This window comes from Streptomyces sp. NBC_00239 (assembly GCF_036194065.1).
GTDB lineage: Bacteria > Actinomycetota > Actinomycetes > Streptomycetales > Streptomycetaceae > Streptomyces.
Map to the genome: position 1 here is coordinate 2,689,154 of NZ_CP108095.1, position 12,177 is coordinate 2,701,330.

Sequence of the window (12,177 nt, forward strand, 5' to 3'; positions counted from 1 at the left end):
GTGAGCCCGATGAGCCAGGCGGCACAGAACCTGAACTGGTTGATCACCAATTTCGTGGACAACACCCCCGGGGTGTCCCACACCGTGGTGGTCTCCGCCGACGGCCTTCTTCTGGCCATGTCCGACGGGTTTCCGCGGGACCGTGCCGACCAGCTGGCGGCGGTCGCCTCCGGACTGACCTCGCTGACCGCGGGCGCGTCCCGCATCTTCGAGGGCGGCCACGTCAACCAGACCGTGGTGGAGATGGAGCGGGGCTTCCTGTTCCTGATGTCGGTCTCCGACGGCTCCTCGCTGGCCGTGCTGGCGCACCCCGAGTGCGACATCGGCCTCGTGGGCTACGAGATGGCCCTCCTCGTGGACCGGGCGGGCAGCGTCCTCACCCCGGACCTGCGTGCCGAACTCCAGGGAAGTCTTCTCAACTAGTCGGCAAACAGTTCTCAACCAGCAGACAGGCAGTGCGTTTCGCGTCATCGCACCATAGGGTGCGGTGGCGCGGTTCCACAGGGAGTACTGCGTTCTTGGAGTCGGAGGAGGAAACGTGACAACACCCCCCGGAGGACATCCTTATGGCGGCGCGCAGCAGCCGCAGGGTGCGCACGACCAGAACCGCTTCAATTTCCCTTCCGCTCCCACCCGGTACCCCGCCCAGGAGCAGAACCCGTACATGCAACAGCCATATGGGCAACAGCCATACGGACAGCAGCCCCAGCCCCCTCATATGCCGCCGCCGCAGCCCACCCGGGCGGCCCCGGCGGCTCCGAAGGCCCACAACCCGCTGGTGCGTCCGTACGCGATGACCGGTGGCCGGACCCGGCCGCGCTACCAGCTCGCCATCGAGGCGCTGGTCAGCACCACGGCCGATCCCTCGCGGCTGCAAGGGCAGTTGCCGGAGCACCAGCGCATCTGCCGGCTGTGCCTGGAGATCAAATCCGTCGCGGAGATCTCGGCACTCCTCTCCATTCCTCTCGGCGTCGCCCGGATCCTCGTCGCCGACCTGGCGGAGGCCGGCCTTGTCGCCATTCACCAGCCCGGCGGCGACGAGTCGGCCGGCGGTCAGCCTGACGTGACACTGCTCGAAAGGGTGCTCAGTGGACTTCGCAAGCTCTAACGGAGGTTCTGCCGGCGGAGCCACCCGCTCCACCACCTCCGCGAAGATCGTGGTGGCAGGCGGCTTCGGCGTGGGCAAAACCACGTTCGTCGGCGCCGTCTCCGAGATCAACCCGCTGCGCACCGAAGCCGTCATGACCAGCGCCTCCGCAGGCATCGACGACCTCACCCACACCGGTGACAAAACGACCACCACGGTCGCCATGGACTTCGGCCGCATCACCCTCGACCAAGACCTCATCCTCTACCTGTTCGGCACCCCCGGACAGGACCGCTTCTGGTTCATGTGGGACGACCTCGTCCGCGGCGCCATCGGCGCCGTCGTCCTCGTCGACACCCGCCGCCTCGCCGACTGCTTCCCCGCCGTCGACTACTTCGAAAACAGCGGCCTCCCCTTCGTCATCGCCCTCAACGGCTTCGACGGACACCAGCCCTACACCCCCGAAGAAGTACGCGAAGCACTCCAGATCGGCCCCGACGCACCCATCATCACCACCGACGCCCGCCACCGCGCCGACGCCAAATCCGCACTCATCACCCTCGTCGAACACGCCCTCATGGCACGACTGCGGTAGCGGATTCGCAGTGTCCGGAAAGGCCCCCGCGCTCCTCGGAGCCCGGGGGCCTTTCCCGTGTCCGAGGGGGCTTCCCGAGTCCGGGGGCCTTCACCGTGTCCGGGGGCCTTCACCGCCCGGTTCCGGGTACGCGAAGGGCCCCGCACCCTCGGGGGGTGCGGGGCCCTTCGTCAGGGACTCAGCCCTGCCAGCTGTGCGGGGCGCGGAAGCCCGGGGTGCGCTCCAGGCGGCGCCAGCCGGCCGTGGAGCGGGTGTTCAGGGCCTGGGCGGCGGGTTCGGCGGCGGCCCGGGCCAGCAGGATCGCGGTGATCGCGGCCAGCTCTTCGGGTTCGGCGTGGCCCTTTTCGACGCGGAGGAGGGTGTCAGTGGGAGTGCTCATGTGGTGGCGGGTCTCCTTACTGCGGCGGGTTGCCGTGCTTGCGGGACGGCAGGTCGGCGTGCTTGTTGCGGAGCATCGCGAGGGAGCTGATGAGGACTTCGCGGGTCTCGGCGGGGTCGATCACGTCGTCGACCAGGCCGCGCTCGGCCGCGTAGTAGGGGTGCATCAGCTCGGCCTTGTACTCCTTGACCATGCGGGTGCGCATGGCCTCGGGGTCTTCGGCCTCGGCGATCTGCTTGCGGAAGATGACGTTCGCGGCGCCCTCGGCGCCCATGACGGCGATCTCGTTCGTCGGCCAGGCGTAGGTGAGGTCGGCGCCGATGGACTGCGAGTCCATGACGATGTAGGCGCCGCCGTACGCCTTGCGCAGGATCAGCGAGATCCGCGGCACCGTCGCGTTGCAGTACGCGTACAGCAGCTTCGCGCCGTGCCGGATGATCCCGCCGTGCTCCTGGTCGACACCCGGCAGGAAGCCGGGAACGTCCAGCAGCGTGATGATCGGAATGTTGAAGGCGTCGCACATCTGGACGAACCGGGCGGCCTTCTCGGAGGCCTCGATGTCCAGCACACCCGCCAGCGACTGCGGCTGGTTCGCGACGATGCCCACGACCTGCCCGTCCATCCGCGCCAGCGCGCAGATGATGTTGCGGGCCCACCGCTCGTGGATTTCCAGGACGTCGCCGTCGTCGACGAGTTCCTCGATGACCTTGTGCATGTCGTACGGGCGGTTGCCGTCGGCCGGCACCAGGTCCAGCAGCACGTCCGAGCGGCGGTCGGCCGGGTCGTCGGACTCGTGGACCGGCGGGTTCTCCCGGTTGTTCGACGGGAGCATCGAGATCAGGTACCGCACCTCGGCGATACAGGTCTCCTCGTCGTCGTACGCGAAGTGCGCGACGCCGGAGGTCTCGGCGTGCACGTCGGCGCCGCCCAGACCGTTCTGGGAGATCTCCTCGCCGGTCACCGCGCGGACCACGTCCGGGCCGGTGATGAACATCTGCGAGGTCTCGCGCACCATGAACACGAAGTCGGTCAGCGCGGGGCTGTAGGCCGCGCCGCCGGCGCAGGGGCCGAGCATCACGGAGATCTGCGGGATGACCCCGGAGGCCTTGGTGTTGCGCTGGAAGATGCCGCCGTACCCGGCGAGCGCGGAGACGCCCTCCTGGATGCGGGCGCCCGCGCCGTCGTTCAGGGAGACCAGCGGGGCACCGGCCGCGATGGCCATGTCCATGATCTTGTGGATCTTCGTGGCATGCGCCTCACCGAGCGCGCCGCCGAAGATCCGGAAGTCGTGGGCGTAGACGAAGACCGTGCGGCCCTCGACGGTGCCCCAGCCGGTGATCACACCGTCGGTGTACGGCTTGCGGGCCTCCAGGCCGAAACCGGTCGCCCGGTGCCGCCGCAGCTGCTCGACCTCCTTGAACGAACCCGCGTCGAGCAGCAACTCGATCCGCTCACGAGCGGTGAGCTTGCCCTTCGAGTGCTGCGCCTCGGTCGCCCGCTCACTCGGGCCACGCCGCGCCAGCTCACGCAGGGCCAGCAGCTCGGCCACACGGCCGCGAGCGTCCGTCGGCTCGCCGGGGGTCTCATCCACAACGGTCATGTACTGACCTTACGAAGACGACCAAGCAAAAACCTCCGTCGGTTCCGGACAGTGTCCGGCCCGGTCCGCTGTCCGGCCCGGACAGAACCCGGGACCGGGCCATGTGACCCACCAGATGGGACGTAGGTCCTTTGTGGGTTCCGGACAAAACTCGGCACACACGATCCAAGAAGTTGAAATTTGAACGGAATGGCTCTAGCGTTGCTCTTGTTCAACTTTCAACCAAGGAGGAAGTCATCATGGGTATCTTCAACCGCCGCAGCACCGCCCCGGCCGCCACCCTCTCGACCGGCCCCGCCGCCGGTGTCGCCGTCCTCGACGTCGACCCCGCGCTCGCGGCGCTGACCGGCGACTACACCGTCGACGCGGCCCACAGCAGCATCGGCTTCACCGTCCGGCACGCGATGGTCACCAACGTCCGCGGCTCCTTCGCCGAGCACGAGGGCCTGCTCCACCTCGACGGCGCCGACCCGGCCCGTTCCACCGCATCCATCGACATCAAGATCGCCTCGGTGGACACCGGCATCGCGGACCGTGACAACCACCTGCGCAGCGCCGACTTCTTCGACGCCGAGCAGTTCCCGCTGATGCGCTTCCGCTCCACCCGGGCGGCGCAGCTCGGCGGTGACACGTACCGCATCACCGGTGAGCTGACGATCAAGGACGTGACCCGTCCGCTCTCCATCGACCTGGAGTTCAACGGCTCGGCCACGGACGTCTACGGCAACGAGCGCGTGGGCTTCGAGGGCAGTGCCGAGATCCTGCGCTCCGACTGGGGCCTGACCTGGAACGCCGCCCTCGAAACCGGTGGCGTGATGGTCAGCGACAAGGTCAAGCTGACCTTCGACATCTCCGCGATCAAGCAGGCCTGACCACGGCGCCCGGACCCCGGGGGCGGCTAGAAGCCGCCCCCGCCGTCGAACCCGCCGCCTCCGTCGAAGCCTCCCCCGCCGTCGAAGCCCCCGAAGTCCGACGAGTCGAAGTCGGCGCCGGAGACGTCCCCGCCCTCGAAGCCGGTACCGGCGGCCCCGAAGTCCGAGGCGTAGGCCGGGGTGCTCATCATCGAGCCGAGCATGGTGCCCATCAGCAGGCCGGGCAGGATGCCGCCGCCGAAGTAGCCGCCCGCCCAGGGGCCGTAGGCCGGGCCCGCGTCGTAGTACGGACGCGGCCCGCTGTCGGTGGCGACCGTACGCACCATCGGGTCCCCGCCCTCGCTCAGCCGTACGGCGTCCGCCGCGCACACCGGGACGGTACGGGCCGCCCCGCCGGCCGGGGCCCACTCGGCGTCCTGGGTACTGGGGCCGTGGCGGGGGTCGAAGAAGCAGGGCGCGCGGCGCTCGGGCAGCGGCCTGCCCTCCCGCCGGGCGGCCAGCACCGCGAGCGAGAAGCGGCCGTCCTCCAGCGCCTGGGTCACCCCCGTGACCTCCTCGGGACGGGTCGCGTTCCCCATGATCTGCTTGGCCTTGTCGTACGAGTCCAGCGAGTGCTCGAAGTCCGTGCGCATGGCGTCGTCGGCGCCCGGCTCGGCGGGGTGGAAGTCGAGGCGGTCCAGTTCCTCGCCGAAGGCCGTGATGTCCTCGTCCACGACCACCCGCAGCCGCTCCACGGCCTCGCGGGCGGCCTCCTCCTTCTTCTTCCGGTTGCGGCGCACCAGCGCGTAGGCGCCGCCGCCGCCGACCGCGGCCAGCGCGCCGAGCGCCACCAGGCCGCCGACCGGGACGTCACTGCCGGAGCCGGCGGCGGTGGTCCCCCACGAGGCCGGGGCGCTGCCCCGGGCCTGGGTCAGGGCCTGGTCGACGAAGCTGTTCAGCTGGGTCGCGGCGTCGGTCGGGCCGCCGGACTTCACGGCGTCGGTGAGGTTGCGGACGGCGTTGCCGGGCATGACGGCCCGGTCGGCTCCGGCGTTGAAGCCGTCGCCGAGGCGGACGGCGTAGAGCCCGGTGATGCCGGTCTCGGTGCGCAGGGTCCGCAGCACACTGGCGGCCGGGAACTCGTCGCCGGCGGGCAGTACCGCGACGAACACGGGTTTCCCGGCGTCCTTGATCTTCTGCGCGAGGGCGTCAGCCTGCGCGGCGGACAGCTGCCCCGCGGCGCGCGGATCGACGTAGACGGGGCCCTGCCTGAGGGCCTCGGCCACGGCGGCGGGGCCGGTGTCCGCCTGCGCCTGCGGCGCCGCCACGAAGGCGGTCGCCGACAGGGCGAGCAGCAGACCGGACAGTACGGATATCAGCCTGGTCCTCATACCCATGACGCTACCCGAACGGGTGAATTAGCGTGTAAATCAGGCATAAGGCGCCAGGCTGACTCGGGACCGGCGCGTCCGGACTACTCCAGGGCGTCCACGCCGGCGCGCAGCAGTCCGTACGTGAAGGCGTCCACGATGGCCTCCCAGGAGGCGGCGATGACGTTGCCGGCGACGCCGACCGTGGACCACTCGCGGTGCCCGTCGGTCGTGGAGATCAGCACCCGGGTGGTGGACTCGGTGCCGTGCGTGCCCTCCAGGATCCGGACCTTGTAGTCCACCAGCTCGAACTTGGCGAGCGCCGGGTAGAGCCGCTCCAGCGCGACCCGCAGGGCCCGGTCGAGCGCGTTGACCGGGCCGTTGCCCTCTGCGGTGGCGACGATCCGCTCGCCCTTGGCCCACAGCTTCACGGTGGCCTCGTTGGCGTGGGTGCCGTCGGGGCGGGTCTCGGCGATCGCCCGCCAGGACTCCGTACGGAAGTAGCGGCGGGCCCGCCCTTCCGCCTCGGCGCGCAGCAGCAGCTCGAAGGAGGCGTCGGCGGCCTCGTACGTGTAGCCCTTGAGCTCGCGCTCCTTGACCCGTTCCACGACCCGGGAGACGAGGGCCCGGTCGCCGCCGAGGTCGACGCCGAGCTCCTTGCCCTTCAGCTCGATGGAGGCGCGCCCGGCCATGTCGGAGACGAGCATCCGCATGCTGTTGCCGACGCGGGCGGGGTCGATGTGCTGGTAGAGGTCCGGGTCGACCTTGATCGCCGAGGCGTGCAGGCCGGCCTTGTGCGCGAAGGCGGAGACGCCCACGTACGGCTGGTGGGTGGAGGGGGTGAGGTTGACGACCTCGGCGATGGCGTGCGAGATGCGGGTCATCTCCGCGAGCGCGCCCTGCGGGAGCACCCGGCGGCCGTACTTGATCTCCAGCGCCGCCACGACCGGGAAGAGGTTGGCGTTGCCGACGCGCTCGCCGTAGCCGTTCGCCGTGCACTGCACGTGCGTGGCGCCGGCGTCGACGGCGGCGAGGGTGTTGGCGACCGCGCAGCCGGTGTCGTCCTGGGCGTGGATGCCGAGGCGGGCGCCGGTGTCGGCGAGCACGGTGGAGACGACGGCCTGCACCTGGGCGGGCAGCATGCCGCCGTTGGTGTCACACAGGATGACGACGTCGGCGCCGGCCTCGTGGGCGGTGCGCACGACCGACTTCGCGTACTCCGGGTTCGCCCGGTAGCCGTCGAAGAAGTGCTCGCAGTCCACGAACACCCGCCGGCCCTGTTCCCGCAGGTGGGAGACGGTGTCCCGGACCATTTCGAGGTTCTCGTCGAGCGTGGTGCGCAGCGCCAGCTCCACGTGCCGGTCGTGCGACTTCGCGACCAGGGTGATCACCGGGGCGCCGGATGCGAGCAGCGCCCTGACCTGCGGGTCCTCGGCCGCCTTGCCGCCGGCCCGGCGGGTGGCGCCGAAGGCCACGAGCTGGGCGTGCTTGAAGTCGATCTCCGCGCGGGCGCGGGCGAAGAACTCGGTGTCGCGGGGGTTGGCGCCGGGCCAGCCGCCCTCGATGAACCCGACCCCGAAGTCGTCCAGGTGACGGGCGATCGTCAGCTTGTCCGCGACCGTGAGGTTGATGCCTTCGCGCTGCGCGCCGTCGCGCAGCGTGGTGTCGAAGACATGGAAGCTGTCGTCGATGACCTCTGTCGTCATGCTGATCTGACTCCTGTCGGATGAGTGGCTCCGGATGCCCGGGATCCACCTGCCCCCATCATCCCCGCGCATCCGGCCCCCGGCAGGAATGGGGCCGGGAAACGAAAAAACCCCTCGCGGGTGCGAGAGGTCTGCGCGCGGGTCTTGAGGCACGGTGGCCGCTGCCGCGGGGGTCTGCCCGTGGTTCAGCGGTCACTGCGGACCGGCGCGCTGCTTCCCATAATCATCGTGGACGCATGCACGGTCCGCAGTCTGCCATAAGGCCTGTCGCGCGCAGGGGCCGTCTCATCATCCGGTCTCAGGATGCGGGCGGTGCGGGGTCCGGGGCGAGGGTGTCCACGAGGAACTCCCGTGCGTGCGCGAGGATTTCGTCCCGGGCGAGCCCGGGCAGGCCGACCGCCAGCTGGATGCTGAAGCCGTCCAGGAGGGCCCGGATGCGGGTGGCGGTCCGGTCGGGGTCCAGGGGGCGGACCTCGCCGCGCGAGATGCCTTCGGCGAGCAGGGCGACCAGGTCGCGGTGCCAGGCACCCTCGATGGCGGCCTGCCGGTCGCGCTCCTCGGGGCCGGCGTTCTGCGAGCGGTTCCAGACCTCCAGCCACAGCGTCCAGTGCGGGTCGCGGGCGCCGTCGGGCACGTAGAGGTCCACGTAGGCGGCGAGCCGGTCGCGGACCGGGGCCCGGCGGGAGAGCAGGGCGCCGCGCTCGGCGCCGAGCGCGGCCTCGCTCCACTCCAGTGTCTGCAGCAGGAGCTCGTCCTTGCTGCGGAAGTAGTAGAGGAGGTGGCCGCTGCTCATGCCGACCTCGCGGCCCAGACCGGCCATGGTGAGCCCGTCCAGGCCGCGTTCGGCGATGGTGGCCATGGCGGCCGCGAGCACGTCCTCGCGTGGCGGCGCGTTCTTCCGCGCCCGCGCCGCACCCGTCATGGCCCTGCTCCTTGCCTGCTTCTGCCTGTCCTGCGGTTCCCCGGCCGTCAGGCCTTGGGCTGCTGCTGGGTGATGCAGTGGATGCCGCCACCCCCGGCAAAGATCGTACGTGCGTCCACGAGGGTGACGGTCCGCTCGGGGAAGAGGCCGCGGAAGATCTCGGCCGCCTCCTCGTCGCGGGGGTCGTCGAAGGAGCACAGGACGACGCCGTCGTTGCACAGGAAGTGGTTGATGTACGAGTAGTCGACCCACTCGCCGTCCTCCTCCAGCACGGTCGGCGCGGGGATCTCCACGACCTCCAGCTGACGGCCGCGGGCGTCGGTGGCGGCGCGCAGCAGGGCGGCGATGAGCTTGCAGCGCTCGTGGTCCGGGTGGGCGGGGTCGGGCTGGGTGTGGACCATGACGACGCCGGGGCGGGCGAAGGCGGCGACGATGTCGACGTGGCCCTGGGTGCCGTAGGTGCCGTAGTCGCCGGCGAGGCCGTACGGGAGCCAGATGGCCTTGGTGGTGCCGAGGTGGGCGTGGATCTCGGCCTCGACCTGCTCGCGGGTCCAGCCGGGGTTGCGGCCCTCGCCGAGCTGCACGGTGTCGGTGAGCAGGACGGTGCCCTCGCCGTCCACGTGGATGGCGCCGCCCTCGTTGACGAGCCGGGTGCTGAACGTACGGGTGCCGGCGAGGTCGGAGACGTGGCGGGCGACCTTGGAGTCGTGCTCCCAGCGGGCCCATTCCTGGGCTCCCCAGCCGTTGAAGGTCCAGTCGACGGCGGCGATCCCGCCCTGGCCGTCGGTGACGAAGGTGGGGCCGATGTCGCGCATCCAGGCGTCGTCGAGTTCGCGCTCGACGAGTTCGATGTCGTCTCCGACGATCGCGCGGGCGCTGTCGGCGTCGCCGGGGGCGACGACGAGGGTCACCGGCTCGAAGCGGCGCACGGCGCGGGCGACGGCGCCCCAGGCCTCGCGGGCGTCGGCGAGCTCCTGCGGGGTGGTGAAGGTCGGGTTGGGCGAGGGCCAGGCCATCCAGGTGCGCTCGTGCGGGGCCCATTCGGCGGGCATGCGGAAGCCGAGGGCGGCGGGGGTGGCGCCGGCAGGAGTCGTGGTCACGGTCGTGGTCCTTACAGGAAGTACAGGCGGTTGAGGGAGACGGAGTCGGCGGCTTCGGAGCGCAGCGGGTCGCCGTCGAGGGTGACGAGTCCGCTGGCGCCGTCGACGTCGACCGCGCCCGTCCGGGAGTTGAGGAGGAGGTCGGCCGGGCCGATGCCGCGGGTGCCGCGGACGGCGACCCGGCGCCGGCGGGTGGGCATCTGGTCGCCGCCCAGGGCCGCGGCGGCGGCGGAGACGAAGGCGACGGAGATGTCGGCGGCGGTGGCGCCGTACGCGCCGAACTGGGGGCCGAGTACCAGGGGCTCGCAGGTGTCGGTGGCGGCGTTGGGGTCGCCGGTGACGCCGTAGGCGGGGAAGCCGGACTTGAGGACGAGCTGTGGTTTGGCGCCGAAGAACGGGGGGCGCCACAGGACGATGTCGGCGAGTTTGCCGACCTCGATGGAGCCGATCTCGTGGGCGAGGCCGTGGGCGATGGCCGGGTTGATGGTCAGCTTGGCCATGTAGCGCAGCACGCGGGCGTTGTCGTCGCCGTCCCCGTCGCCTTCGAGCGGGCCGAGTTCGGCCTTCATCTTGGCGGCCATGGCGAAGGTGCGGCGGATGGTCTCGCCGGCGCGGCCCATGCCCTGGGCGTCGGAGGAGGTGATGCCGATGGCCCCGAGGTCGTGCAGGACGTCTTCGGCGCCCATGGTCCCGGCGCGGATCCGGTCGCGGGCCATCGCCGCGTCACCGGGGAGGTCCGGCTTGAGGTCGTGGACGGAGACGATCATGCCGTAGTGCTCGGCGACCGCGTCGCGGCCGAAGGGCAGGGTGGGGTTGGTGGAGGAGCCGATGACGTTCGGCACGCCCGCCATCTTCAGCACGTTCGGCACGTGCCCGCCACCACAGCCCTCGATGTGGAACGCGTGGATCGTGCGGCCTTCCAGGACCCGCAGGGTGTCCTCGACGGAGAGGCACTCGTTGAGGCCGTCCGAGTGCAGCGCCACCTGCACGTCGTGCTCCTCGGCCACCCGCAGCGCGGTGTCGAGGGCGCGGGTGTGGGCGCCCATGTCCTCGTGCACCTTGAAGCCGGACGCGCCGCCCTCGGCGAGGGCCTCGACCAGCGGGGCGGCGTCCGACGAGGAACCGCGCGCCAGGAAGCCGATGTTGACCGGCCAGGCGTCGAAGGCGTTGAAGGCGTGCTTGAGGGCCCACGGTGAGTTGACCCCGACGCCCCAGACCGGCCCGAATTCCTGGCCGATGATCGTGGTGACGCCTGCGGCCAGCGAGGCTTCCATGATGCGCGGGGAGAGCAGGTGCACGTGGGTGTCGACGGCTCCGGCGGTGGCGATGAGGCCCTCGCCGGAGACGATCGAGGTGCCGGTGCCCACGACGACGTCGACGCCGTCGAGGGTGTCGGGGTTGCCGGCCCGGCCGATCGCGTGGATGCGGCCCTCACGGATGCCGATCGACACCTTCCGGATGCCGAGGACCGCATCGATCACCAGAACGTTGCTGATCACCACGTCACACGTGTCACGGACGGCCGCCGCCTTCAGGTGCAGACCGTCACGGGCCGTCTTCCCGAAACCCGCCAGGAACTCGTCACCCGCCTTCTGCGCGTCCGACTCCACCCGCACGGTCAGCCCCGAGTCCCCGAGCCGCACCCGGTCACCGGCACGCGGACCGAACACCGCCGCGTACTCGTGCGGATCGATGTGCCGGCTGCCGCCGGGGTCGCAGTGGTCGCTGTGCTTGCCGGGCCTGCTCATGACGTTGCTCCTTCTGCTCCCAGGTAGCCGCAGGCCGCGGCCTTGCGGAGGGCCTCTTCCTTCGCGCCGGGCGCGTCCAGCGGCCCGTCGACCAGGCCCGCGAAGCCGATCGCGATCCGGTCACCGCCGATCGGCACCAGACCGACCTGCGCCGAGCCGCCGGGGTCGAAGCGCACCGACGATCCGGCCGGCACGCACAGCCGCATGCCGTACGCGGCGGCCCGGTCGAAGTGGAGCCGCGGGTTCGCCTCGAAGAAGTGGAAGTGCGAGGTCACGCTGACCGGCACGGACGCGGTGTTCTGCACGGTCAGGCGCAGGGCCGGTTCGGGCGCGGGGCTCTCGGGTCCGGGTACGACGGCGCCGGGGGCGTCGTCGCCGAGGCCGGTGGCGCCCCGGATGGGCGCGGAGACCACGGCGAGCCGCGATCCGTCGTCGAACACGGCCTCGACGTGGACCTCGGTGACGACGTCGGCGACGCCCGGCAGGACGTCGTCGGGGCCGAGCACGCTGCGGGCCGCCTCGATGGCATCGGCGAGCCGTCTGCCGTCGCGGGCCGCCTCGCAGACGGTGTCCGCGATCAGCGCGGTCGCCTCCGGAACATTGAGTTTCAGGCCACGCGCCCGGCGTGCCCGGGCCAGCTCGGCCGCGCTGAACAGCAGGAGCCGGTCGCGCTCCGTAGGAGTCAGCCGCACGACGATCCACCACTCTTCCAGTCGTCGGGTTAGAGCATCACTCTAACTCTTCATTTCCTTGCAGGGAATCATTGACCGCAGAGCCGGAACTAGGTCACATTGAATGGCACTCAAACCTTCATCGCCC

12 protein-coding genes are annotated in these 12,177 nt (G+C 70.9%); 4 read left to right on the plus strand and 8 right to left on the minus strand.

The genetic code is table 11. The annotated features are described in order from the left end of the window. The first annotated feature begins 9 nt into the window (after positions 1-9). From OG764_RS11685 to OG764_RS11695, 3 genes are all read left to right on the plus strand, one after another. Positions 10-423: a roadblock/LC7 domain-containing protein gene (locus OG764_RS11685; RefSeq protein ID WP_328968354.1), complete on the plus strand. Its 414-nt coding sequence runs from the start codon at positions 10-12 to the stop codon at positions 421-423. Positions 424-538: 115 nt separating this feature from the next. Next, entirely contained in the window at positions 539-1,108 is a 570-nt protein-coding gene (locus tag OG764_RS11690) for a DUF742 domain-containing protein (protein ID WP_328968355.1), read from the plus strand. Next, a complete protein-coding gene (locus tag OG764_RS11695; RefSeq protein WP_328968356.1) occupies positions 1,089-1,682 on the plus strand; it encodes a GTP-binding protein in 594 nt (197 codons plus the stop codon). The genes OG764_RS11690 and OG764_RS11695 overlap by 20 nt, the downstream gene beginning before the upstream one ends. 178 nt (positions 1,683-1,860) lie before the next feature. Here OG764_RS11695 and OG764_RS11700 read toward each other — a convergent pair whose 3' ends face one another. Continuing rightward, the gene (locus OG764_RS11700) at positions 1,861-2,061 is read right to left on the minus strand and encodes an acyl-CoA carboxylase subunit epsilon (RefSeq protein WP_328968357.1); all 201 of its coding nucleotides are present in this window, start codon (positions 2,059-2,061) and stop codon (positions 1,861-1,863) included. A 16-nt stretch (positions 2,062-2,077) separates the two neighbouring features. After that, positions 2,078-3,661 (minus strand): acyl-CoA carboxylase subunit beta, encoded by a 1,584-nt coding sequence (locus tag OG764_RS11705; protein WP_328968358.1) that lies wholly within the window; start codon positions 3,659-3,661, stop codon positions 2,078-2,080. A gap of 239 nt (positions 3,662-3,900) precedes the next feature. On the opposite strand from OG764_RS11705, the gene OG764_RS11710 reads away from it, so the two are divergent. After that, positions 3,901-4,533 (plus strand): YceI family protein, encoded by a 633-nt coding sequence (locus OG764_RS11710; RefSeq protein ID WP_328968359.1) that lies wholly within the window; start codon positions 3,901-3,903, stop codon positions 4,531-4,533. A gap of 26 nt (positions 4,534-4,559) precedes the next feature. Here the strand turns inward: OG764_RS11710 and OG764_RS11715 are convergent, their stop codons facing one another. The 6 genes from OG764_RS11715 to ureA all read right to left on the minus strand — a co-directional run bounded on the left by OG764_RS11715 (position 4,560) and on the right by ureA (position 12,050). After that, positions 4,560-5,903: a hypothetical protein gene (locus OG764_RS11715; protein WP_328968360.1), complete on the minus strand. Its 1,344-nt coding sequence runs from the start codon at positions 5,901-5,903 to the stop codon at positions 4,560-4,562. Positions 5,904-5,986: 83 nt separating this feature from the next. Then, complete coding sequence (gene cimA / locus OG764_RS11720; protein ID WP_328968361.1) at positions 5,987-7,588, minus strand: citramalate synthase; 1,602 nt, start codon at positions 7,586-7,588, stop codon at positions 5,987-5,989. Positions 7,589-7,886: 298 nt separating this feature from the next. Then, positions 7,887-8,510: a TetR/AcrR family transcriptional regulator gene (locus tag OG764_RS11725; protein WP_328968362.1), complete on the minus strand. Its 624-nt coding sequence runs from the start codon at positions 8,508-8,510 to the stop codon at positions 7,887-7,889. Positions 8,511-8,557: 47 nt separating this feature from the next. Next, a complete protein-coding gene (locus OG764_RS11730) occupies positions 8,558-9,562 on the minus strand; it encodes an agmatine deiminase family protein (protein WP_328972958.1) in 1,005 nt (334 codons plus the stop codon). A gap of 59 nt (positions 9,563-9,621) precedes the next feature. Beyond that, positions 9,622-11,358 carry an urease subunit alpha gene (locus OG764_RS11735; RefSeq protein WP_328968363.1) on the minus strand — a complete coding sequence of 579 codons (1,737 nt, stop codon included), beginning with the start codon at positions 11,356-11,358 and terminating at the stop codon, positions 9,622-9,624. Further along, positions 11,355-12,050 (minus strand): urease subunit gamma, encoded by a 696-nt coding sequence (gene ureA, locus OG764_RS11740; RefSeq protein ID WP_328968364.1) that lies wholly within the window; start codon positions 12,048-12,050, stop codon positions 11,355-11,357. The genes OG764_RS11735 and ureA overlap by 4 nt, the downstream gene beginning before the upstream one ends. Positions 12,051-12,177 lie beyond the last annotated feature (127 nt).

Bases quoted from the DNA above. Each gene is read 5' to 3' on its own strand.
- OG764_RS11685 (WP_328968354.1), top strand. From the start codon at position 10: ATGAGCCAGGCGGCACAGAACCTGAACTGGTTGATCACCAATTTCGTG.
- OG764_RS11700 (WP_328968357.1), bottom strand. From the start codon at position 2,061: ATGAGCACTCCCACTGACACCCTCCTCCGCGTCGAAAAGGGCCACGCC.
- OG764_RS11705 (WP_328968358.1), bottom strand. From the start codon at position 3,661: ATGACCGTTGTGGATGAGACCCCCGGCGAGCCGACGGACGCTCGCGGC.
- OG764_RS11710 (WP_328968359.1), top strand. From the start codon at position 3,901: ATGGGTATCTTCAACCGCCGCAGCACCGCCCCGGCCGCCACCCTCTCG.
- OG764_RS11715 (WP_328968360.1), bottom strand. From the start codon at position 5,903: ATGAGGACCAGGCTGATATCCGTACTGTCCGGTCTGCTGCTCGCCCTG.
- cimA (WP_328968361.1), bottom strand. From the start codon at position 7,588: ATGACGACAGAGGTCATCGACGACAGCTTCCATGTCTTCGACACCACG.
- OG764_RS11725 (WP_328968362.1), bottom strand. From the start codon at position 8,510: ATGACGGGTGCGGCGCGGGCGCGGAAGAACGCGCCGCCACGCGAGGAC.
- OG764_RS11730 (WP_328972958.1), bottom strand. From the start codon at position 9,562: ATGCCCGCCGAATGGGCCCCGCACGAGCGCACCTGGATGGCCTGGCCC.
- OG764_RS11735 (WP_328968363.1), bottom strand. From the start codon at position 11,358: ATGAGCAGGCCCGGCAAGCACAGCGACCACTGCGACCCCGGCGGCAGC.